The sequence below is a fragment of the Kosakonia quasisacchari genome, assembly GCF_004331415.1.
Taxonomy (GTDB): domain Bacteria; phylum Pseudomonadota; class Gammaproteobacteria; order Enterobacterales; family Enterobacteriaceae; genus Kosakonia; species Kosakonia quasisacchari.
The window spans coordinates 327,795-349,155 of record NZ_SJOP01000001.1 but is presented as its reverse complement, the minus strand read 5'-3'; the positions used below and the strand labels follow the sequence as shown (position 1 = coordinate 349,155).

Here is a 21,361-nt window from a genome sequence, read left to right as displayed (position 1 = left end):
ATCATTCAATCAGGCTCACAGGAGTAAGTGTATGGCTGTTACTAAGCTGGTTCTGGTTCGTCATGGCGAAAGCCAGTGGAACAACGAAAACCGCTTCACCGGTTGGTACGATGTTGATCTGTCTGAAAAAGGCGTTGGCGAAGCGAAAGCGGCAGGCAAACTGCTGAAAGAGGAAGGCTACACCTTCGATTTTGCTTATACCTCGGTGCTGAAACGTGCCATCCATACGCTGTGGAACGTGCTGGACGAGCTGGATCAGGCATGGTTACCGGTAGAGAAAAGCTGGAAGCTCAACGAGCGTCATTACGGTGCGCTGCAGGGTCTGAACAAAGCTGAAACCGCTGAAAAATACGGTGACGATCAGGTTAAACAGTGGCGTCGCGGCTTTGCTGTGACTCCGCCAGCGCTGACCAAAGATGACGAACGTTTCCCGGGCCACGATCCGCGCTACGCAAAACTGACCGATGCCGAGCTGCCGCAGACCGAAAGCCTGGCGCTGACCATCGATCGCGTCATTCCTTACTGGAACGACACCATTCTGCCGCGCCTGAAAAGCGGTGAGCGCGTGATCATCGCCGCTCACGGTAACTCCCTGCGCGCGCTGGTGAAATACCTCGATAACATGAGTGAAGAAGAGATCCTCGAACTGAATATCCCAACTGGCGTGCCGCTGGTCTATGAGTTCGACGAAAACTTCAAACCGCTGAAACACTACTACCTGGGTAATGCGGATGAGATCGCCGCGAAAGCTGCTGCGGTAGCGAACCAGGGCAAAGCGAAGTAAGTTTTCGCCCATAAAAAAAGCGTGGAGCCCTCCACGCTTTTTTTGTTGTGCAACCGTTAACTGCGTCGCATTTTTACCGCCGCCGCAAGTTGGCGCAAAAGAGTTTCAGTGTCTTCCCAACCGATGCAGGCGTCGGTAACACTTTTACCGTATACCAGCGGTTCACCGCTCTCCAGGCTCTGGTTGCCTTCCACCAGATGACTTTCAATCATCACACCGATAATGGCTTTTTCACCCCCGGCGATCTGCTGGCAAACATCCGCGCCCACTTCCATCTGTTTCTTGAACTGTTTACTGGAGTTGGCATGGCTGAAGTCGATCATTACCTGCGGCTCCAGACCAGCTTTCTGCAGGCCAACTTTTACTTCCGCAACATGTTTTGCGCTGTAGTTCGGCTCTTTACCACCGCGCAGGATAATGTGGCAGTCACCGTTACCGGCGGTGTTCACAATGGCGGAGTGGCCCCATTTGGTGACGGATAAGAAGCAGTGCGGCGCGCCTGCGGCGTTAATCGCGTCAATGGCGACTTTAATCGTGCCATCGGTGCCGTTTTTGAACCCCACCGGGCACGAGAGACCGGAAGCCAGCTCACGGTGCACCTGAGATTCCGTCGTTCGCGCGCCAATCGCCCCCCAGCTCATCAGATCGGCCATGTATTGCGGGGTGATCATATCGAGGAATTCCCCCGCCGCCGGTAAACCGCTGTCGTTGATTTCCAGCAGCAGCTTACGCGCAATACGCAAACCGTCGTTAATCTGGAAGCTATTATCCATGTGCGGATCGTTAATCAGCCCTTTCCAGCCCACCGTGGTACGCGGTTTTTCAAAGTAAACGCGCATAACGATTTCCAGATCGCCTTTGAGTTCTTCCCGCAATGCCAGCAGACGCGAAGCGTACTCTTTCGCCGCCGCAGGATCATGAATGGAACACGGTCCGATAACCACCAGCAGACGATCGTCATTACCGCGCAGGATCTTGTGAATCGCTTTGCGGGCATGTGAGACCGTGTTGGCGGCGGTTTCAGTGGCGGGGAATTTTTCAAGGAGTGCTACAGGAGGTAATAACTCATTGATCTCTTTAATGCGTAAGTCGTCGTTCTGATAATTCATGTTCGTTCCAGTCTGGCCATACTTTTTTTGATGAATGCAATCTTTCCAATCTATCTCGTCAGCCGCGAAGTGTAAACGCGATTTTACACTTCAGCCGGATAATTCCTGGAATACGGGCAAATTGCGTTAAAAAGTAGCGAGTGGAGATATCAGCACTACACTTTTTAACTGTTAACACTTTTATTTTTCGTTTTATCGCTATTCCATGCTGCCATATCGCACAAGAATGGCATCTTAAACCACTGAGCGTGATAATTCGTTCGCGCTGCTTTTACTGGCCTCAAGGGCGGTAAAAACGACCGCAACAGGAGCATCATGATGAAAATGAATAAATTAGCGACACTTTTACTAACGACGACGCTGACGTTCGCAGGTGGCGCAGCTTACGCTGCCGATACAGCATCTTCCAACGACAGTAACGGCGATGCCAATGCCGCAGCGGCTGCGGGTCAACCGGCACCGGACGCAAAACAGAATGTTGCGCCAAACAACGTGGATAACAGCCAGATTAACAACGGTAGCATGAATACCAATTCGACCACCCATCACAGCGCAAAGCAGCATATGAGCAAAGATGAGGTGCATAAAAACACCATGTGTAAAGACGGTCGCTGCCCGGATGTGAATAAAAAGGTTGAAACCGAAAGCGGTAACAACCATAGCGTCGATAAGAAAACCGATGGCACAACACAGTAAAATCCGGTGCATAAACGACCAGGGAGAGCTTCGGCTCTCCTTACTTTTTTCTCTCCGATCTCCCCCGCAAACTGAAAAATCTGTAATGATGTAAGGCGTTAAAATAATTACAAGGAACGACCTGCCCATGGCGCATTCACACTCGCATACTCCCGCTGATGCCAACGCCCGTCGCCTGTTGCTGGCCTTTGTCGTTACCGCTGTTTTTATGGTTATCGAAGTGGTTGGCGGCCTGGTGTCCGGCTCTCTGGCGTTGCTTGCCGATGCCGGCCATATGCTGACCGACGCCGCTGCGCTGCTTTTTGCGTTATTAGCGGTCTATTTTGCGCGCCAGCCACCCAGTGCGCATCGCACGTTTGGCTGGTTGCGTCTGACCACGCTGGCAGCGTTCATAAATGCACTGGCGCTGGTGCTGATTACCGTGTGGATTGTCTGGGAAGCGATTCAGCGTTTCACCCATCCGCAACCCGTTGCAGGTTTGACCATGATGGTTATCGCGATTGCGGGACTTGTGGCCAATGTGCTGGCGTTCTGGTTACTGCACCGGGGGAGCGAAGAGAAGAACCTCAATGTCCGCGCCGCCGCGCTGCATGTGCTGGGTGACTTACTGGGTTCTGTTGGTGCCATCGCTGCAGCGCTGGTGATTTTGTTCACTGGCTGGACACCGATTGACCCGATACTCTCGGTGCTGGTTTCTGCGCTGGTGTTACGCAGTGCATGGCGGCTAATGAAAGAGAGCGTTAACGAACTGCTGGAAGGTGCGCCGGGCTCGATGGATATTGGCGCGTTGCAGCGACATCTGAGACGCGCAATCCCGGAGGTACGCGATGTTCATCACGTACATGTCTGGCTGGTCGGCGAAAAACTGCTCATGACGCTGCATGTACAGGTGATCCCACCGCGCGATCATGACAAGTTGCTGGGTGAGATCCACCACTTTCTGGCGCATCATTATGAGATAGAGCATGCGACGGTACAGATGGAGTACCAGCCCTGTAGTGGGCCAGATTGCCATCTGGGCGAGACGCAGCCTGACCACCACCATTCACACTCACATTAATGCGAAAGCGCGTGAGAACCCCGCTCACGCGCGCTATTAATCCACATCCTGCTGCCGTTAAGGGCGATAAAGGTCAGGATCAGATATTCCAGTGACATCGCCCAGACGCCCTGCAGCGCGAAGATCACTACGCTTATCACGTTAATCACCACCCACAGCAGCCAGTTCTCAACGTATTTGCGCGTCATCAGGATCATCGCCACGATGGAGAGCACCATCATGCTGGAGTCCCAGAACGGGAACGCATCGGGCTGCAATTGCGGCATGATCACCTTCAGCCCCAACACTTGCATGACGGCAACGGCGATTTTCGTCAGGAAAGCAAAGACCGGATCGATAAAGAAGGTCATCAAGCCTATCGCTACAACACATACCGCCAGCCAGCTCATCGCTTTGGGTAACGGCAGCCAGCGGATTTGCAATTCGGCTTCATTCTGCGAGGTTTGCCGCGACCAGGCATACCAGCCATAAATGTTGGCGGCAAAGAAAAACAGCTGCAGCAGTAAGCTGGCATACAGTTGGATCTGGAAGAAAATAATCGCAAACAGCGTGACGTTGATCAGACCAAACGCGTAATTGCTGATCTTCTCAAGGCTGGCAAGCCAGATGCACAATAAGCCTGCCAGTGTGCCTGTGGCTTCAATCCATGACAGATCGTACCCGCCAGTGCCAATCGGAATATGCACCAGGATATTCTGTGTACTAAAAAAATCCATTCTTTCCCCACAGCGTATTACTACGCATTGATTATTCACTAAGAACGTAGTGTAGCCGCAAAATCCAGCATGCGGTTAAGCGGCAACAGCGCGCCTTCACGTAGCGCGGCATCAACGTGGATTTCATGCTCCGCACCACCGTTTTCCAGGCTTTCAGCGATCGCTTTTAGACCGTTCATCGCCATCCACGGACAATGCGCGCAACTGCGACAAGTTGCCCCCTCTCCTGCCGTAGGCGCTTCCAGCAACTCTTTTTCCGGCACGGCTTGCTGCATTTTATAAAAGATACCGCGATCGGTCGCGACGATAAGTTCCTTATTTGGCAGCGTTTTTGCCGCGGCAATAAGCTGGCTGGTTGAGCCGACAGCATCTGCCAGGTTCACGACTGACTGCGGTGATTCTGGATGCACGAGGATGGCAGCATCAGGATAAAGCGCTTTCATGCGCGTTAGCGCTTGCGTTTTAAATTCGTCATGTACGATGCACGCGCCCTGCCAGCACAGCACATCCGCGCCGGTCTGTTTTTGTACATAGTTGCCAAGATGACGATCCGGAGCCCAGATAATTTTCTCGCCAAGGCTGTCGAGATGCTCGATCAACTCCACCGCAATACTTGAGGTCACAACCCAATCGGCACGCGCTTTCACAGCCGCAGAGGTGTTGGCGTAAACCACCACGGTACGATCCGGGTGTGCATCGCAAAAAACGCTGAACTCCTCGATTGGGCAGCCAAGATCAAGCGAGCATTCCGCATGCAATGTCGGCATCAGGATGGTTTTTTCCGGGCTGAGGATTTTGGCGGTTTCCCCCATAAAACGTACGCCTGCTACCAGCAGCGTTGAGGCGGAATGTCTGGCACCGAAACGCGCCATCTCCAGCGAATCAGAGATACAACCGCCCGTCTCTTCCGCCAGTTGCTGAATTTCCGGGTCGGTATAGTAGTGCGCAACCATCACCGCATCTCGCTCTTTGAGCAAGCGCTTGATTTTCTCGCGGTAAAACTGCTTCTCGTGCAGGTTTAGCGGTGTGGGTTTTGGCGGAAACGGATAGATTGCGGTTTCAGGATCAAACATTACGCTCATCATGCTTACTCGTTTTGCTTGCTTAACTTAATTACCAGAACAACGCAAATGCGTGACGTCATTAGCGCTCCGGTGTTTTATATACTAAACAAGATAGCTGATTGAGCAAAAAATGTCGTGGGAAATTTTGCGAGAGTGTGGAAAGCAGAAAAGGGCCGCCAGCGCCGTTTTACATGGATGGGTCGTGCAGGATGACTCGCTTCGCTCGCACTTAGGGTCGTCGTCGCAAGCGGCTCCGTTGTCTCACTGCGTTCGACTCGAATCTGCTGCAGAGTTACTCGTCTCATCCTGAGACTCGCCCTGCGGGCCAACGCTGCGCGTTGTTCAAAATTATTCCCGACAATTTTGTCGAATCTTCAATTTGAGCAGATAGCAAAAAAGCGCCGCCAGCGCCATTTTTACATTGGTGGGTCGTGCAGGATGACTCGCTTCGCTCGCCCTTCGGGTTGTCACCGCAAGCGGCTCCGTTGTCTCACTACGTTCGACTCGAACCTGCTGCAGAGTTACTCGTCTCATCCTGAGACTCGCCCTACGGGCCAACGCTGCGCGTTGTTCAAAATTGTTCCCGACAATTTTGTCGAATCTTTAAGTTGAGCAGATAGCAAAAAAGCGCCTTTAGGGCGCTTTTTTACATTGGTGGGTCGTGCAGGATTCGAACCTGCGACCAATTGATTAAAAGTCAACTGCTCTACCAACTGAGCTAACGACCCTTTCGGGATTGTTCTTCGAAGTTAACCAGCACCAACGTGATGTTAAAGTGGTGGGTCGTGCAGGATTCGAACCTGCGACCAATTGATTAAAAGTCAACTGCTCTACCAACTGAGCTAACGACCCATACGGGTAGCGACTTCGAAGATAATTTTAGTATGACCACATTAAGTGGTTGATCGTGCAGGATAGTTCGGTTTTAGCCGGACGCTACTGACGCAACGTTATCCTTCACGTTTAACATCATTACAGGGATGTTAAATTGGTGGGTCGTGCAGGATTCGAACCTGCGACCAATTGATTAAAAGTCAACTGCTCTACCAACTGAGCTAACGACCCGAGTGGTGGGTGATGACGGGATCGAACCGCCGACCCCCTCCTTGTAAGGGAGGTGCTCTCCCAGCTGAGCTAATCACCCGATACTACGCTGGATACTACTTTAAGCGGTATTCGTGAGGATGCTTAGGCTTTTGCCCGGCCCAAGGGCCGTTGCTACGCAACGCTATCCTTCACGCTTAACATCTTCGCCAGGATGTTAAAGTGGTGGGTCGTGCAGGATTCGAACCTGCGACCAATTGATTAAAAGTCAACTGCTCTACCAACTGAGCTAACGACCCACTTTCGCATTGCTTCAGGTCTGTGTGATATCCCTTGGCAACGGCGGCATATATTACTGATTTAAGAACTCAGCGCAACAACAATTTCGATGTATATCACTTAACTGCTTATGATTCATGCGACAAGACCAGAAAAAGCTCGATTTCTGGTCTTGTGGTATGCATTACATCGAACCAAGACGTTTTTGCGCTTGTTTCGCACCCTCGGTGCCAGGGTATTTACTGACCACCTGCTGGTAGACCGCCTTCGCTTTTGCTGCATCCCCTTTGTCTTGCATAATCACACCGACCTTGTACATAGCGTCTGGCGCTTTAGGCGACTTCGGAAAATTTTTCACCACTGAAGCGAAGTAATAAGCAGCATCGTCTTTTTTACCCTTGTTGTAATTCAACTGACCGAGCCAGTAGTTGGCATTCGGTATGTAGGTTGAATCAGGATACTTTTTGACGAAATTCTGGAATGCAGCGATAGCATCTTCCTGGTGGGCTTTATCCTGCACCAGCGCAACCGCCGCATTGTAATCGGTATTAGCATCACCGCTTTGTACGGGCGCGCCACTGGTTGTCGCCCCCGTATTTGCACCAGCATCCGCTGCCGGAGCCTGCGTTGCCGCACCGCTCTGATCGCCGGACGTCTGCTGCGTCTGTCCCGCCGCACCGCCACTGCTAAGATTGCCTATCTGCTGCAAAATTTGCTGTTGGCGTTCAACCACCTGGTTCAATTGATACTGATTTTCCTGGATTTGCCCACGAAGCGTATCAATATCGGCCTGATTATCGGAGAGTTGTTGCTGGAGTTGAGTTAAAAGCTGGCTGTGAGCATTGGAAATACGCTCGAGTTGAGTGACGCGGTCTTCGACCGAGCCTGAGCCGACACTACTGATTGGCGCCTGAGCATTAGCGGCCCAGGGGGCCGCTATGCCAACCAGTAACGACAGACTCAACAGATGATGTCTGAAGTTACTGCTCATGCAATTCTCTTAGTAAACCAGTACGGCGCGACGGTTTTTAGCGTAAGCCGCTTCGTCGTGACCCAGTACTGCAGGTTTTTCTTTACCGTAAGAAACGATGGAGATCTGGTCAGCGGAAACGCCTTTACCCTGCAGATACATTTTAACGGCGTTAGCACGACGTTCGCCCAGGGAGATGTTGTATTCCGGAGTACCACGTTCGTCAGCGTGACCTTCAACGGTAACTTTGTAGGACGGGTTGCTACGCAGGAAGTTAGCGTGAGCATCCAGCATCGCTGCGAAGTCAGAACGGATGTCATACTTGTCCAGATCGAAGTAAACAATGTTGTTCTGCTGCAGCTGTTGCATTTGCAGACGCGCTTGTTCTTCGGAGGACATGTTGCCGCTACCGTTCATGCCAGTGCCAGCACCCATCATGCCTTCGCCGCTCTGGTCACTTGCATTCTTGTGAGAAGAACATGCAGCGATCGCCATTACAGGCAGAGCCAGCATCAGGCCTTTCAGCACTTTGTTCAGTTGCATTTCTTTGATTCCTTTATAATCAATTATTTATTATTACAGATACGGAGACCAGGCAGGGAATTTAACCTGTCCATCAGTCGCCGGAATACGCGCTTTGAAACGCCCATCTGTAGAAACCAGATTCAGCACGGATCCCATCCCCTGAGAAGAGCTGTAGATTACCATTGTGCCGTTTGGTGCCAGACTTGGCGTTTCATCCAGGAACGTTGACGTCAGAACCTGTACGCCACCCGCTTCCAGATCTTGTTTAGCGATGTGCTGCTGACCACCGTCAGAGCTAACCATCACCATAAATTTGCCGTCGCTGCTGATATCCGCGTCCTGGTTCTGCGAACCCTGCCAGGAGATACGCTGTGCTGCGCCGCCATTAATACCCACTTTATAAACCTGCGGACGCCCAGCCTGGTCAGAGGTGAAAGCCAGTGTCTGGCTATCAGGGAACCAGGTCGGCTCCGTGTTGTTGCTGCGACCATCGGTCACCTGACGGATCTGGCCAGAGCCGATATCCATGACGTAAATGTTCAGGCTACCGGTTTTCGACAGTGCGAATGCCAGTTTAGAACCGTCCGGAGAGAACGCCGGCGCACCGTTGTGACGCGGGAACGAAGCAACCTGACGAACACTGCCGTTAGCCAGTGTCTGGATAACCAGTGCAGAACGACCACTTTCAAACGTCACGTATGCCAGTTTGGAGCCATCTGGTGACCATGCCGGAGACATCAACGGCTGCGGAGATTTATGCACCAGGAACTGATTGTAACCATCATAGTCGGAAACGCGCAGTTCATACGGGAACTGGCTGTTCGCCGTCTGCACAACGTAAGCGATACGAGTACGGAACGCACCTTTAATGCCGGTCAGTTTCTGGAATACTTCGTCACTGGCAGCGTGAGCGGCGTAACGCAGCCATTGTTTGTTCACTTTAAAGGAGTTTTGTGCCAGTACGGTTCCCGGTGCGCCACCGGTATCCACCAGTTGGTAAGCAACATTGTAGCTGCCGTCAGGATTCGGGGTCACCTGGCCGACCACCACCGCATCAATGCCCAGCGCTGACCATGCGGCTGGCTGTACTTCCTGAGCACTGCCAGGCTGCTGCGGCAGACGTGAACGATCGAGTGGATTGAATTTGCCGCTGTTGCGCAGATCCGCAGCAACGATACCGCCTGCATCCTCAGGCGCAGCGCCAGGGCCAGCCCACTGGAAAGGCACGACGCCGATCGGGCGTGCCGAGTCCACCCCCTGGGTGATCTCGATACGTACTTCTGCGTGCAGCACAACTGCCCACAGCATCAGAAAACCAAATGCAACACGTAATGCCTGCTTCATCATATCTCCCTTATCCGGGCGGAAAACCCGCGATAATTTAGCAGAATTTTAACAAACTCAATAAGACAAAACTACCCACGTCAGGACACCTTCTGCACGATCTCCCCCGCAGATTGCGAGGGAAAGTGTACCTTAAGGTTTAAAGTCCAGCGGCGCATTTTTGAACACTTCGTATACAGCCTGGCTTGGCGGTTTCGGCATTTTTGCCTGTCGCGCTGCAGCAAGTGCAGCCTGGCAAAGCGCCGGATCGCCACCTTCCGACTGAATATCTAACAGCATACCGTCTGGCGCCAGTTTGACACGTAACGTACAGGTTTTCCCCGCATAGGAGGAGGCGTCATAGAAGCGGCTTTCGATAGCCGATTTAATCTGCCCTGCATAGTTATTAATGTCTGCACCTGACGCGCCATTGTTCTTAGTGTTACCAGAACCGGCGGGCGCTGCATTATTCCCTTTCGCTCCACCACCCGTTTTCGGTGCATTCTTACCGGAGCTTAAATCGCCAAACAGATCGTCAACGCCAGCGGCATCCGCTTTCTGTGCTGCCGCTTTCTTGGCTGCTGCGGCCTTCTCTGCAGCCGCTTTTTTGTCGGCTGCCGCTTTTGCCGCCACGGCTTTCTTCTCAGCGGCGGCTTTTTCCGCTGCTGCTTTCTCAGCGGCAGCTTTTTCAGCGGCGGCCTTCTCTGCTGCAGCGGCTTTTTCAGCCGCTGCTTTCTCGGCGGCGGCTTGTTTAGCCGCTTCAGCCTGCGCTTTCTTCGCGACTTCCGCTTCGGCTTTTTTCTTCGCATCAGCAGCCGCTTTCGCGGCTTCCGCTTCGGCTTTTTTCTGTGCGTCAGCGGCCGCTTTCGCGGCTTCGGCTTCCGCTTTTTTCTGTGCGTCGGCAGCCGCTTTCTTCGCCGCTTCTTCCGCTGCTTTTGCCTGCGCGTCAGCTTTTGCTTTTGCGTCAGCGGCGGCTTTCGCGGCAGCCTCTTCAGCTTGTTTCTGCTGCTGTTGAGCCTGTTTTGCCGCCTCTTCCGCTTTTTTCTGCTGTTCAGCCTGTTCGCGTGCCGCTTCTTGCGCCTGCAAACGTTCCTGCTCCAGCTGTTTTAAATGCTCCTGCTCGGCGGCCTGTTTTTCACGCAGTTCTTCCGCTTGCTGTTGCGCCTGTTTTTCACGCTGCTCTTTAGCGCGCTGCGCACTGGCTTGCTGCTGCTGTTGGCGATTGTAATTTTCCACCACAGCGCCCGGATCGACCATCACCGCATCAATCGCAGAGCCACCGCCGCCGCCTGAAGAAGCATCAATATGCTCATCAAACGAGCTCCAAATCAGCAGCGCCACAAGGATTACGTGCAGCACAGCTGAAATGATTATTGCTCGCTTAAGCTTGTCGTTTTGTACGGTTGCCTTTGACACTCTCGGTTCCCAAAAACTGTCCGCCTGTTAAGCCGGTGATCAGATAGGCTGCGTCATCAAGCCGACTGATTTAACACCCGCGCTATGTAACAGGTTCAGCGCTTTAATGATTTCATCGTACGGCACATCTTTCGCCCCGCCGATTAAGAACACGGTTTTCGGATTGGACTGCAGGCGACGCTGCGCCTCCGCAATCACCTGCTCCGGCGGCAGTTGATCCATACGATCTTTTTCCACCACCACGCTGTACTGTCCGACACCGGAAACCTCAATAATGACCGGAGGGTCGTCATTGGTGCTGACGGTTTGCGACTGTGTCGCATCCGGCAGATCAACCTCAACGCTTTGCGTAATGATCGGTGCCGTCGCCATAAAGATCAGCAGCAGCACCAACAACACGTCCAGTAACGGTACTATGTTGATTTCAGACTTGAGGTCACGACGGCCTCGTCCACGCGATCTGGCCATGGCTTACTCCTTGTTGCTGTCGCTGCTGGCAAATGCCTGGCGATGCAGAATAGCCGTGAACTCTTCCATAAAGTTGTCGTAATTCAGTTCCAGTTTGTTCACGCGCTGGTTCAGTCGGTTGTAAGCCATAACCGCTGGAATAGCAGCAAACAGACCGATGGCTGTTGCGATCAACGCTTCGGCGATACCTGGCGCAACCATTTGCAACGTCGCCTGCTTCACCGCACCCAGCGCGATAAAGGCGTGCATGATCCCCCATACCGTACCGAACAGACCAATATACGGGCTGATAGAACCCACGGTACCAAGGAAAGGAATGTGGTTTTCCAACGTTTCCAGTTCGCGGTTCATCGAAATACGCATCGCTCTTGATGCCCCTTCAACAATCGCTTCTGGCGCGTGGCTGTTAGCGCGGTGCAGGCGAGCAAACTCTTTGAAACCGCTATAAAAAATTTGTTCCGAGCCGCTTAGATTATCGCGGCGTCCCTGGCTTTCCTGATACAAACGAGACAGTTCAATACCGGACCAAAACTTGTCTTCAAAGGCTTCCGCTTCACGCCCTGCAGCGTTGAGGATGCGCGTTCTCTGGATGATGATTGCCCAGGATGCGATAGAAAAACCAATCAAAATCAACATGATAAGTTTGACCAGAAGGCTAGCCTTCAGGAACAAATCAAGGATGTTCATGTCAGTCACTGCTTAAACTCCGCGACAATAGACTTGGGAAGCGCACGAGGCTTCATTAAGAGTGGATCAACACAGACAATTAGCACTTCAGCTTCGTTCAGCACTTTATTCTCTGCGTTGACAATCCGCTGCGAGAAAACCATCGAGGTCCCGCGCATTGATGTAACTTCCGTTTGGACTTCGAGCATGTCGTCGAGTCTGGCGGGTGCAAAATACTCCAGCGTCATTTTGCGTACCACGAATGCAACGCGCTCAGCCAACAGAACCTGTTGGCTAAAGTGATGGTGGCGCAGCATCTCAGTGCGGGCTCTTTCATAAAAAGCAACGTAGCTGGCGTGGTAAACCATGCCACCGGCATCGGTATCCTCGTAATAGACCCGAACCGGCCATCGAAACAGCGTTGTATTCACTTTACATCCCGGTAATGCAAAAAAAGTTAGAGCTTTTAAACTTCGCTACTATACGCGCGGGCAAGAGGCTTTGGAATGGGTTGAGGTAAACAGAGAGTAAAAATTTATGGGCTTTTGCAAGCCCATGAGGATAACGGATATTTCTTATTCAAACGAAGAAAAAAACAAGTCCCGCAAGCAGGGCCAGAAAAGCGACTGGCGGGCAGAAAAAACCCTGCCAGTGAAGCGCGCGCGGGCGAAAACCGACACCATGAACAACACCGGCGCATACCGCCCACATTAATAACAGCCCGTGCCAAATCTCCAGCTCGCTGGTTTTGGCCGCGAAACGGGAGGGATCCCAGAAGATACAGCCCGCCAGCAGTAATGCCATTATTAAGGAAAGGGCCCTTAACGGGCCCTTATCCATTACCGCATACAGGTTTGCGATAATTTTTTCCATCAGTGTTCTTCTTTCCCGGCTTTGGTCGCTTCAACATGTTCCAGCGCCAGCGCGGTAATCACTCCAAAAGCACAGGCAAGAAGCGTTCCTAAAATCCATGCGAAATACCACATATTTTGCTCCTTACTTAGTACATAGAGTGGGTGTTGCTTTCAATGTGCTCTTTGGTGATGCGACCAAACATTTTCCAGTAACACCAGGTGGTGTACAGCAGAATGATCGGCACAAAGACCAACGCCACATAAGTCATCAGGTTCAACGTCAACTGAGTCGATGTCGCATCCCACATGGTCAGGCTTGCTTTCAGCATGGTGCTTGACGGCATGATGAACGGGAACATGGCGATACCAGCAGTCAGGATGATGCATGCCAGCGTCAGTGAAGAGAACACGAACGCCCAGGCGGCTTTATCGAGACGCGCCGTCAGCACGGTCAGCAGTGGCAACACCACACCCAGCGCCGGCACAAGCCACAGCACAGGCATGTTGTTGAAATTGGTCAGCCAGGCTCCAGCCTGTACCGCCACTTCTTTGGTTAACGGGTTAGACGCTGCGTGATGATTCATCACGGAAGTCACCACGTAACCATCGATACCGTAAACCACCCATACACCGGCCAATGCAAAGCAAACCAGTGTAACCAGCGCAGCAATCTGTACCGTTGCACGAGCACGCAGATGCAGTTCGCCGACGGTACGCATTTGCAGATAAGTCGCGCCCTGGGTCAGGATCATCGCCACGCTCACCACGCCTGCCAACAGACCAAACGGGTTCAGCAACTGGAAGAAGTTACCGGTGTAGAACAGGCGCATATCGTTATCGAGGTGGAACGGCACGCCTTGCAGCAGGTTACCGAATGCCACACCGATCACCAACGGCGGTACAAAGCTGCCGATGAAGATGCCCCAGTCCCACATGCCACGCCAGCGCATATCTTCAATCTTCGAGCGGTAGTCAAAACCAACCGGACGGAAGAACAGTGAAGCCAGCACCAGGATCATCGCCACATAAAAACCGGAGAAAGCGGCAGCGTAAACCATCGGCCAGGCAGCAAACAACGCGCCACCGGCGGTGATCAGCCAAACCTGGTTACCGTCCCAGTGCGGCGCGATGGAGTTGATCATCACGCGGCGTTCGGTGTCGCTACGACCAAGCACACGGGTCAGCATACCCACGCCCATGTCGAAGCCATCGGTGACCGCAAAACCAATCAGCAGAATGCCAACCAGCAGCCACCAGATAAAACGTAATATTTCATAATCAATCATTTGACGACTCCTGTCTTAGCGTGCCGGCTGAGAAGCCACGGTGGACTGCTCGTAGTGATAGCGACCTGTTTTCAGACTGCTCGGCCCAAGGCGAGCAAATTTGAACATCAGGAACACTTCCGCCACCATAAACAGCGTATAAAGGCCGCAAATCAGAATCATGGAGAACAGCAGATCGCCAACGGTCAGCGATGAGTTCGCAACCGCGGTCGGCAGCACTTCACCAATCGCCCACGGCTGACGGCCGTACTCTGCAACAAACCAACCCGCTTCAATAGCAATCCACGGCAGCGGGATACCATACAGCGCAGCGCGCAGCAGCCATTTTTTCTCACCGATGCGGTTACGAATCACGGTCCAGAAAGAAGCACCGATAATCAGCAGCATCAGTACGCCAGCGGCCACCATCAAACGGAACGCGAAGTACAGCGGTGCAACGCGTGGGATAGAGTCTTTAGTCGCTTGCTTGATCTGCGCTTCTGTCGCGTCAGCCACATTCGGCGTATAGCGTTTCAGCAGCAGGCCATAACCAAGATCTTTCTTGATGTTATTGAACTGGTCACGAATGGCCTGATCGGTAGAACCTGCGCGCAGTTGCTCCAGCAACTGATACGCTTTCATACCGTTACGGATGCGCTCTTCATGCTGCACCATCAGATCTTTGAGACCAATAACCGGGGTATCAACAGAACGGGTCGCGATGATGCCCAGCGCGTATGGGATCTGGATAGCAAATTTGTTTTCTTGCTTATCCTGGTCCGGCACGCCAAACAGGGTAAACGCCGCTGGTGCAGGCTGAGTTTCCCATTCGGCTTCAATCGCAGCCAGTTTGGTTTTTTGCACGTCGCCCATTTCGTAGCCGGATTCATCACCCAGCACGATAACAGACAGCACCGCAGCCATACCGAAGCTAGCAGCGATAGCAAAAGAGCGTTTAGCGAAAGCAATGTCGCGCCCGCGCAGCAGGTAGTAGGAACTGATACCAAGAATGAAGATCGCGCCACAGGTGTAACCCGAGGCCACAGTGTGAACGAATTTCACCTGTGCAACCGGGTTAAGTACCAGTTCAGCGAAGCTCACCATCTCCATGCGCATGGTTTCAAAGTTGAAATCAGAAGCAATCGGGTTTTGCATCCAGCCGTTTGCAACCAGAATCCACAGTGCGGACAAGTTAGAGCCAAGAGCCACCAGCCAGGTCACTGCCATGTGCTGTACTTTGCCCAGACGATCCCAACCGAAGAAAAACAGACCTACAAACGTTGACTCGAGGAAGAAGGCCATCAAACCTTCAATGGCCAGCGGCGCACCGAAGATATCCCCAACATAATGGGAATAGTAAGACCAGTTAGTCCCGAACTGGAACTCCATGGTCAGACCGGTAGCCACGCCCAGTGCGAAGTTGATACCAAACAACTTGCCCCAGAACTTGGTCATATCTTTATAAATCTGTTTGCCGGAGAGGACGTAGACCGTTTCCATAATTGCCAGCAGAAACGCCATACCAAGCGTCAGTGGCACAAACAGAAAGTGGTACATCGCGGTCAAGGCAAACTGTAAGCGCGACAGTTCGACTATATCTAACATTATGACTCCTTGCTCATCGCATGAAGACTCCGAGAGTAAACCCCCGTTAGCGAAGGTTCACACGCATGCCCCAATACAAAATTGCTGCACTGTTTTATTCACATCACATAAAGCGTGGCAATGAATGAAAAAAGTTACAACCAGGTTAATAAAAAACTCGAATTGATCTCACGCATATATTACTCCGTAAAACCCTTACAATAAAAAGGTTTTTATTGAGTTAGTTTTACGTTTTTCGACAGTGATCAATTTATAGCGAATTTACTACTTTTGCACCAATTTGATCGGCGACAATTTAACGATTTTCAGCTTCTTTTCCAAGCTTTTAAATATTGATTTAAATCAATTTTATTCGGTATTGTTAATTTTGTATCCGATGTATAACCGCAGTAAAAACATTGTTAACGACATGTTCATTTTAACGCCATCCATGGTTATCAATCGGCGGTTAAAGATAAATAATGGCGACTTTATTTAACGTTTATCATTCATGTAAAAAATGAGACAACCGTGGCATCTGAAGGGCGTCGTAGAATTAAAACGGGTGGTTATCTTGTTTATTTTACAATTATTTCACTTACACGATTATCAGACTTAACACCGCTCAGTGATTATTCTTGCTATTTCCTGGCACACGAATACCCTTTTATTTTACAGGTTATTATTAACAAGCATCCAGCGCCGGGTTGCGACCCAGACGATAAGCGCCAGCAAAGTTACTGCTGCGCCAAGCAAACAAACACCCTGCCAGCCGAAAACAGCATACACCGCCGTCGTTGCCATCGCGCCCAACCCGCTGCCGATGGCGTAAAACAGCATATATAACGCCACCAGTCTGCCGTGCTGAGATGCGTCGGTACGCAAAATCAGGCTTTGATTTGTGACATGTAAGGCCTGCCCGCCGAGATCGAGCAAAACAATGCCCACGATCAGCAACGGTAAAGAGTATTCCAGCCGTGACAGCGGCCACCACGCCAGAAGTAGCAAGAGGAGCGCCAGCATACTTGTGCGCTGCGCATTACCGCGATCTACTTCACGCCCGGCTTTTGCTGCCGCCAGCGCGCCCGCAACGCCCGCCAGGGCAAACAAGCCAATTACCGTATGGGAGAAACCAAACGGTGCCGCACTTAACGGCAGCACCATTGCGCTCCAGAAAATATTAAAGGCGGCAAACATCAACAACGCCAACACACCACGGATTTGCAGGACGCGATCCGTACGTAGCAGCCCCAGCATCGAGGCCATCAAACGCAACCAGCCGACAGAAATCATCGTGCTGCGAATGACGGGTAACCAGCGCCAGCAACTGCACCAACAATAACCGGCGTCGCTCAACAAGATCGCCCAGTGGCACTAACAGCAGTAATGCCAGCGCCGATCCCACTTGTGTTGCCGTCACTACACCGCCGACAGCCGCCTGGCTGATCCCAAAGCTTTGCGCCAGTGCATCCAGCAATGGCTGCGCGTAATAGACATTCGCTACACATAAACCGCTGGCTATCGCAAACAGAGCGATTAAGCCACGTGGCGTTGCCTGCGTATTTTTATTCATAGCCTCAACCTGGTTGCAAAGTGAAACTGGTTGAAGCGTAGGCAATCTAGTTTTAAAATGCAACCAAAATAACAAACAGGAAACTCGCTATGGCACTGAATTCTCAACCTTGCCCGGTCGCGCGTTCTGTCGATTTGATTGGCGATCGCTGGGCATTGCTCATCGTACGTGATGCTTTCGATGGCGCGCGGCGTTTTGGCGACTTTCAGCGAGGTCTTGGCGTGGCGCGCAACATTCTTACCGACAGGCTACGAAAACTGGTTGATGCGGGTATTTTCACCACGCAACCCGTATCAGATGGCTCTGCATATCAGGAGTATGTGCTGACAAAAAGAGGCGAGTCGTTGTTTCCGGTGGTCGTGGCGTTACGCCAGTGGGGCGAACAGCATCTTTTCGCGCCAAACGAGCCGCATTCAGTATTGATCGATAGCCAAAGCGGAGAAGCCATTCCCCCGATGCAACCGCAAGCGGCAGACGGGCATCTCCTTACCGCCGCAAACACGCAGGTACGAAAACTGTAGCCATAAAAAAGGCCGCTACGGGAGCGGCCAACCATGTCGAAAGGATACTTGCTCCCCTACATGGAGGAGCAATGAGGTTTTATTTGATAACAGATTTCAGCGCTTCGCCAATATCGGCCAGGCTGCGCACGGTTTTCACGCCTGCCGCTTCCAGTGCGGCGAATTTCTCATCCGCAGTGCCTTTACCACCGGCAATGATGGCGCCCGCATGACCCATACGTTTGCCTTTCGGCGCAGTCACACCCGCGATATAACCCACCACCGGTTTGGTCACGTTTTCTTTGATATACGCTGCCGCTTCTTCTTCCGCGCTGCCGCCGATCTCACCGATCATCACAATCGCTTCAGTCTGCGGATCTTCCTGGAACAGTTTCAGGATATCGATAAAGTTTGAACCCGGGATCGGGTCACCGCCGATGCCTACGCAGGTAGACTGACCGAAACCGTAATCGGTGGTCTGTTTAACCGCTTCATAGGTCAACGTACCGGAACGGGAAACAATACCGACTTTACCAGGCTGATGAATGTGGCCAGGCATGATACCGATTTTGCACTCGCCTGGGGTGATAACACCCGGGCAGTTCGGGCCAATCATGCGTACGCCTGCTTCGTCCAGCTTCACTTTCACCGTCAGCATATCCAGCGTCGGAATACCTTCAGTAATGGTGATAATCAGTTTAATGCCCGCGTCGATGGCTTCGAGGATCGAGTCTTTACAGAACGGTGCCGGAACATAAATAACGGTAGCCGTCGCGCCAGTTGCTTCAACCGCTTCGCGCACGGTGTTAAACACCGGCAGACCGAGGTGCGTGGTGCCGCCTTTGCCCGGCGTAACGCCGCCAACCATTTGCGTACCATAGGCAATCGCCTGCTCGGAGTGGAAAGTTCCCTGGCTTCCGGTGAAACCCTGGCAGATAACTTTGGTGTTCTTATCAATCAAAACAGACATTATTTCCCCTCCACTGCGGCAACAACCTGCTGTGCTGCATCCGTCAGACTTTTCGCTGCAATAATATTCAGGCCGCTGTCCGCCAGGCGTTTCGCGCCCAGTTCAGCATTGTTACCTTCCAGGCGTACAACCACCGGTACGTTAACACCCACTTCTTCTACCGCGCCGATGATACCGTCAGCAATCAGGTCGCAACGAACGATACCGCCGAAGATGTTAACCAGCACCGCTTTCACGTTCTCATCGGAAAGGATAATTTTGAACGCTTCGGTCACGCGCTCTTTGGTCGCACCGCCGCCCACATCAAGGAAGTTCGCCGGCTCACCGCCGTGCAGTTTCACGATGTCCATGGTGCCCATCGCCAGACCTGCACCGTTGACCATACAACCGATGTTGCCGTCCAGCGCAACGTAGTTCAGCTCCCAGTGTGCCGCCTGCGCTTCGCGCGGATCTTCCTGCGATTGGTCACGCATTTCGCGCAGTTCCGGCTGGCGGAACAGTGCGTTGCCGTCAGCGCCCAGTTTGCCATCGAGGCAGATCAGGTCGCCCTGCCTGGTGATAACCAGCGGGTTGATTTCAATCAGCGCCAGGTCACGTTCAAGGAAAATGGTCGCCAGTCCCATGAAAATCTTGGTGAACTGCTGAACCTGTTTGCCTTCCAGACCCAGTTTGAACGCCAGATCGCGCCCCTGATACGGCATTGGGCCGGTCAGCGGGTCGATAGCGGTTTTGTGGATCAGGTGCGGGGTCTCTTCCGCCACTTTCTCAATTTCCACGCCACCTTCGGTGGAGGCCATGAACACGACACGGCGAGAACTACGATCAACCACCGCGCCCAGATACAGCTCTTTGTCGATATCGGTTGCCGCTTCAACCAGAATCTGGTTTACCGGCTGGCCGTTCGCGTCTGTTTGGTAAGTCACCAGGCGTTTGCCCAGCCAGTTTTCCGCGAAGGCGCGAATATCTTCTTTGCTGTTGACGACTTTTACGCCGCCCGCTTTACCACGGCCGCCTGCATGGACCTGGCATTTTACGACCCACGGGCCTGCGCCGATCTTGGATGCCGCTTCTTCTGCTTCACGCGGGGTAGTACAGGCGTAACCAACCGGAGTCGGCAGACCTGACCGGGCAAACAGTTGTTTCGCCTGATACTCGTGTAAGTTCATGTGTTCTATCCATCCTTCATTTAATTTGTCACGCCGGATGACGGCCTACAAAGCAGGTGTTCGTTATAGTGGCCCGGCAACGGACGTCGCCGGGCTAAGGACACTAGACGTCCAGCAGCAAGCGAGTCGGGTCTTCCAGCAGCTCTTTAATGGCCACCAGGAAACCAACAGATTCGCGACCGTCAATCAGACGGTGATCGTAAGAGAGCGCCAGGTACATCATCGGCAGGATCTCGACCTTGCCATCAACCGCCATCGGGCGATCTTTAATGGCGTGCATGCCAAGGATCGCGCTCTGCGGCGGGTTGATGATCGGCGTCGACATCAGCGAACCGAACACACCGCCGTTGGTGATGGTGAAGTTACCGCCTGTCAGATCCTCAACAGTCAGCTTACCGTCACGGCCTTTCACGGCTAACTCTTTGATTTTTTTCTCGATGTCGGCCATTCCAAGCGTATCGACATCACGCAGCACCGGTGTTACCAGACCACGCGGTGTGGACACCGCCATGCTGACATCGAAATAGTTGTGGTAAACCACGTCATCGCCATCGATGGACGCGTTCACTTCCGGGTAGCGTTTCAGCGCTTCAACCACCGCTTTCACGTAGAAAGACATAAAGCCAAGGCGGATACCGTGACGTTTTTCAAACGCGTCACCGTACTGCTTACGCAGATCCATAATCGGCTTCATGTTGACTTCGTTGAACGTCGTCAGCATGGCGGTGGAATTTTTCGCTTCCAGCAGACGTTCAGCAACGCGTTTGCGCAGACGAGTCATCGGCACACGTTTTTCTGTACGCCCAGCCACCGGCGCCACCGGGCTGCTCACCGAAGCGGTAGCCGGTTTTTCTTCTTTCGCTGGCGCTTTCGCCAGATGTTTCTCAACATCTTCGCGCGTAATACGGCCACCCACGCCCGTGCCTTTGATAGCGCTGGCTTCGAGGTTGTGCTCAGCCAGCAGGCGACGGATCGCCGGGCTCAGTGCGTCATTGTTTTGCTCTTCCAGCGAGGCCTGCTGGCGCTGCGCTGGTGTGGACTCTTTCTCTTCAGATTTGGCGCTGCTCTCTTTACCGGAGCTGTTGCCTTCTTTCAGGCGACCCAGGATCTGACGGGAAGTCACGGTAGTGCCTTCATCTTCCAGCACCGCGTCCAGAATACCGTCTGCCGACGCCGGTACTTCCAGTACCACTTTGTCAGTTTCGATTTCGACCAACACTTCGTCGCGTCGTACGCTATCGCCTGGTTTTTTGTGCCAGGTCGCAACGGTCGCGTCAGCAACGGACTCGGGCAGATCGGGAACAAGAATATCTACGCTACTCATTATTT

21 protein-coding genes, 5 tRNA genes, 1 other RNA gene and 1 pseudogene are annotated in these 21,361 nt (G+C 52.6%); 4 read left to right on the top strand and 24 right to left on the bottom strand.

Annotated elements, in window-relative coordinates; translation table 11 throughout:
• Positions 1–31 precede the first annotated feature (31 nt).
• Positions 32–784, top strand: a complete 753-nt coding sequence (gene gpmA, locus E0L21_RS01745; protein ID WP_131406318.1) for a 2,3-diphosphoglycerate-dependent phosphoglycerate mutase — start codon at positions 32–34, stop codon at positions 782–784.
• A 56-nt stretch (positions 785–840) separates the two neighbouring features.
• Here gpmA and aroG read toward each other — a convergent pair whose 3' ends face one another.
• On the bottom strand, positions 841–1,893 hold the full coding sequence (gene aroG / locus E0L21_RS01740) for a 3-deoxy-7-phosphoheptulonate synthase AroG (protein ID WP_131406317.1): 1,053 nt from the start codon (positions 1,891–1,893) through the stop codon (positions 841–843).
• Positions 1,894–2,211: 318 nt separating this feature from the next.
• Here aroG and E0L21_RS01735 point away from each other — a divergent pair, with 318 nt between their 5' ends.
• Complete coding sequence (locus E0L21_RS01735; protein ID WP_131406409.1) at positions 2,212–2,589, top strand: protein YbgS; 378 nt, start codon at positions 2,212–2,214, stop codon at positions 2,587–2,589.
• Between the two features lie 127 nt (positions 2,590–2,716).
• On the top strand, positions 2,717–3,649 hold the full coding sequence (gene zitB / locus E0L21_RS01730; RefSeq protein ID WP_131406316.1) for a CDF family zinc transporter ZitB: 933 nt from the start codon (positions 2,717–2,719) through the stop codon (positions 3,647–3,649).
• Here the strand turns inward: zitB and pnuC are convergent.
• The 20 genes and pseudogenes from pnuC to E0L21_RS01620 form a co-directional block, all read right to left on the bottom strand.
• Positions 3,646–4,365 carry a nicotinamide riboside transporter PnuC gene (gene pnuC / locus E0L21_RS01725; RefSeq protein WP_131406315.1) on the bottom strand — a complete coding sequence of 240 codons (720 nt, stop codon included), beginning with the start codon at positions 4,363–4,365 and terminating at the stop codon, positions 3,646–3,648. The two genes, zitB and pnuC, sit on opposite strands and share 4 nt — an antisense overlap.
• A 38-nt stretch (positions 4,366–4,403) precedes the next feature.
• Positions 4,404–5,447, bottom strand: coding sequence for a quinolinate synthase NadA (gene nadA, locus E0L21_RS01720; protein ID WP_131406408.1), 1,044 nt, complete (start codon positions 5,445–5,447; stop codon positions 4,404–4,406).
• A 404-nt stretch (positions 5,448–5,851) separates the two neighbouring features.
• Positions 5,852–5,987, bottom strand: a non-coding RNA gene (locus tag E0L21_RS01710) — RtT sRNA.
• 94 nt (positions 5,988–6,081) lie between these two features.
• Positions 6,082–6,157, bottom strand: a tRNA-Lys gene (locus tag E0L21_RS01705).
• Positions 6,158–6,205: 48 nt separating this feature from the next.
• Positions 6,206–6,281: transfer RNA gene (locus E0L21_RS01700), tRNA-Lys, on the bottom strand.
• 137 nt (positions 6,282–6,418) lie between these two features.
• Positions 6,419–6,494, bottom strand: a tRNA-Lys gene (locus E0L21_RS01695).
• Between the two features lie 3 nt (positions 6,495–6,497).
• Positions 6,498–6,573, bottom strand: a tRNA-Val gene (locus E0L21_RS01690).
• A 123-nt stretch (positions 6,574–6,696) separates the two neighbouring features.
• Positions 6,697–6,772 (bottom strand) — tRNA-Lys (locus E0L21_RS01685).
• 164 nt (positions 6,773–6,936) lie between these two features.
• The gene (gene cpoB, locus E0L21_RS01675) at positions 6,937–7,743 is read right to left on the bottom strand and encodes a cell division protein CpoB (protein ID WP_131406314.1); all 807 of its coding nucleotides are present in this window, start codon (positions 7,741–7,743) and stop codon (positions 6,937–6,939) included.
• Between the two features lie 9 nt (positions 7,744–7,752).
• Positions 7,753–8,265, bottom strand: a complete 513-nt coding sequence (gene pal / locus E0L21_RS01670) for a peptidoglycan-associated lipoprotein Pal (RefSeq protein ID WP_017455955.1) — start codon at positions 8,263–8,265, stop codon at positions 7,753–7,755.
• A gap of 33 nt (positions 8,266–8,298) precedes the next feature.
• A complete protein-coding gene (tolB, locus tag E0L21_RS01665) occupies positions 8,299–9,591 on the bottom strand; it encodes a Tol-Pal system beta propeller repeat protein TolB (protein ID WP_131406407.1) in 1,293 nt (430 codons plus the stop codon).
• A gap of 132 nt (positions 9,592–9,723) precedes the next feature.
• Complete coding sequence (tolA, locus tag E0L21_RS01660) at positions 9,724–10,986, bottom strand: cell envelope integrity protein TolA (RefSeq protein WP_131406313.1); 1,263 nt, start codon at positions 10,984–10,986, stop codon at positions 9,724–9,726.
• A 39-nt stretch (positions 10,987–11,025) separates the two neighbouring features.
• The gene (gene tolR / locus E0L21_RS01655) at positions 11,026–11,454 is read right to left on the bottom strand and encodes a colicin uptake protein TolR (protein ID WP_017455952.1); all 429 of its coding nucleotides are present in this window, start codon (positions 11,452–11,454) and stop codon (positions 11,026–11,028) included.
• 3 nt (positions 11,455–11,457) lie between these two features.
• Positions 11,458–12,150 carry a Tol-Pal system protein TolQ gene (tolQ, locus tag E0L21_RS01650; RefSeq protein ID WP_017455951.1) on the bottom strand — a complete coding sequence of 231 codons (693 nt, stop codon included), beginning with the start codon at positions 12,148–12,150 and terminating at the stop codon, positions 11,458–11,460.
• Entirely contained in the window at positions 12,147–12,551 is a 405-nt protein-coding gene (gene ybgC, locus E0L21_RS01645) for a tol-pal system-associated acyl-CoA thioesterase (protein ID WP_017455950.1), read from the bottom strand. Before ybgC ends, tolQ begins: the two co-directional genes overlap by 4 nt.
• Before the next feature lie 148 nt (positions 12,552–12,699).
• Positions 12,700–12,993 carry a cyd operon protein YbgE gene (ybgE, locus tag E0L21_RS01640; protein ID WP_131406312.1) on the bottom strand — a complete coding sequence of 98 codons (294 nt, stop codon included), beginning with the start codon at positions 12,991–12,993 and terminating at the stop codon, positions 12,700–12,702.
• Positions 12,993–13,106, bottom strand: a complete 114-nt coding sequence (cydX, locus tag E0L21_RS01635) for a cytochrome bd-I oxidase subunit CydX (RefSeq protein WP_004100325.1) — start codon at positions 13,104–13,106, stop codon at positions 12,993–12,995. Before cydX ends, ybgE begins: the two co-directional genes overlap by 1 nt.
• Before the next feature lie 14 nt (positions 13,107–13,120).
• The gene (cydB, locus tag E0L21_RS01630) at positions 13,121–14,260 is read right to left on the bottom strand and encodes a cytochrome d ubiquinol oxidase subunit II (RefSeq protein ID WP_131406311.1); all 1,140 of its coding nucleotides are present in this window, start codon (positions 14,258–14,260) and stop codon (positions 13,121–13,123) included.
• 15 nt (positions 14,261–14,275) lie between these two features.
• Complete coding sequence (gene cydA / locus E0L21_RS01625) at positions 14,276–15,844, bottom strand: cytochrome ubiquinol oxidase subunit I (protein ID WP_017455947.1); 1,569 nt, start codon at positions 15,842–15,844, stop codon at positions 14,276–14,278.
• Positions 15,845–16,495: 651 nt separating this feature from the next.
• Positions 16,496–17,396, bottom strand: a pseudogene (locus tag E0L21_RS01620) (MFS transporter).
• 89 nt (positions 17,397–17,485) lie between these two features.
• On the opposite strand from E0L21_RS01620, the gene E0L21_RS01615 reads away from it, so the two are divergent.
• Entirely contained in the window at positions 17,486–17,917 is a 432-nt protein-coding gene (locus E0L21_RS01615) for a winged helix-turn-helix transcriptional regulator (RefSeq protein ID WP_131406310.1), read from the top strand.
• Between the two features lie 79 nt (positions 17,918–17,996).
• On the opposite strand, the gene sucD is transcribed toward E0L21_RS01615, so the two are convergent.
• From sucD to odhB, 3 genes are all read right to left on the bottom strand, one after another.
• Positions 17,997–18,866 carry a succinate--CoA ligase subunit alpha gene (gene sucD / locus E0L21_RS01610; RefSeq protein ID WP_131406309.1) on the bottom strand — a complete coding sequence of 290 codons (870 nt, stop codon included), beginning with the start codon at positions 18,864–18,866 and terminating at the stop codon, positions 17,997–17,999.
• Positions 18,866–20,032: an ADP-forming succinate--CoA ligase subunit beta gene (sucC, locus tag E0L21_RS01605; protein ID WP_131406308.1), complete on the bottom strand. Its 1,167-nt coding sequence runs from the start codon at positions 20,030–20,032 to the stop codon at positions 18,866–18,868. Before sucC ends, sucD begins: the two co-directional genes overlap by 1 nt.
• A gap of 103 nt (positions 20,033–20,135) precedes the next feature.
• Entirely contained in the window at positions 20,136–21,356 is a 1,221-nt protein-coding gene (gene odhB / locus E0L21_RS01600) for a 2-oxoglutarate dehydrogenase complex dihydrolipoyllysine-residue succinyltransferase (protein ID WP_131406307.1), read from the bottom strand.
• Positions 21,357–21,361 lie beyond the last annotated feature (5 nt).

What these genes read in the sequence shown, in the direction of transcription:
- pal (WP_017455955.1), bottom strand. Translation starts at nt 8,265, where the DNA reads ATGCAACTGAACAAAGTGCTGAAAGGCCTGATGCTGGCTCTGCCTGTA.
- zitB (WP_131406316.1), top strand. Translation starts at nt 2,717, where the DNA reads ATGGCGCATTCACACTCGCATACTCCCGCTGATGCCAACGCCCGTCGC.
- cydB (WP_131406311.1), bottom strand. Translation starts at nt 14,260, where the DNA reads ATGATTGATTATGAAATATTACGTTTTATCTGGTGGCTGCTGGTTGGC.
- E0L21_RS01735 (WP_131406409.1), top strand. Translation starts at nt 2,212, where the DNA reads ATGAAAATGAATAAATTAGCGACACTTTTACTAACGACGACGCTGACG.
- cydA (WP_017455947.1), bottom strand. Translation starts at nt 15,844, where the DNA reads ATGTTAGATATAGTCGAACTGTCGCGCTTACAGTTTGCCTTGACCGCG.
- gpmA (WP_131406318.1), top strand. Translation starts at nt 32, where the DNA reads ATGGCTGTTACTAAGCTGGTTCTGGTTCGTCATGGCGAAAGCCAGTGG.
- pnuC (WP_131406315.1), bottom strand. Translation starts at nt 4,365, where the DNA reads ATGGATTTTTTTAGTACACAGAATATCCTGGTGCATATTCCGATTGGC.
- sucD (WP_131406309.1), bottom strand. Translation starts at nt 18,866, where the DNA reads ATGTCTGTTTTGATTGATAAGAACACCAAAGTTATCTGCCAGGGTTTC.
- nadA (WP_131406408.1), bottom strand. Translation starts at nt 5,447, where the DNA reads ATGAGCGTAATGTTTGATCCTGAAACCGCAATCTATCCGTTTCCGCCA.
- ybgE (WP_131406312.1), bottom strand. Translation starts at nt 12,993, where the DNA reads ATGGAAAAAATTATCGCAAACCTGTATGCGGTAATGGATAAGGGCCCG.
- odhB (WP_131406307.1), bottom strand. Translation starts at nt 21,356, where the DNA reads ATGAGTAGCGTAGATATTCTTGTTCCCGATCTGCCCGAGTCCGTTGCT.
- E0L21_RS01615 (WP_131406310.1), top strand. Translation starts at nt 17,486, where the DNA reads ATGGCACTGAATTCTCAACCTTGCCCGGTCGCGCGTTCTGTCGATTTG.
- tolR (WP_017455952.1), bottom strand. Translation starts at nt 11,454, where the DNA reads ATGGCCAGATCGCGTGGACGAGGCCGTCGTGACCTCAAGTCTGAAATC.
- aroG (WP_131406317.1), bottom strand. Translation starts at nt 1,893, where the DNA reads ATGAATTATCAGAACGACGACTTACGCATTAAAGAGATCAATGAGTTA.
- cpoB (WP_131406314.1), bottom strand. Translation starts at nt 7,743, where the DNA reads ATGAGCAGTAACTTCAGACATCATCTGTTGAGTCTGTCGTTACTGGTT.
- sucC (WP_131406308.1), bottom strand. Translation starts at nt 20,032, where the DNA reads ATGAACTTACACGAGTATCAGGCGAAACAACTGTTTGCCCGGTCAGGT.
- cydX (WP_004100325.1), bottom strand. Translation starts at nt 13,106, where the DNA reads ATGTGGTATTTCGCATGGATTTTAGGAACGCTTCTTGCCTGTGCTTTT.
- tolB (WP_131406407.1), bottom strand. Translation starts at nt 9,591, where the DNA reads ATGAAGCAGGCATTACGTGTTGCATTTGGTTTTCTGATGCTGTGGGCA.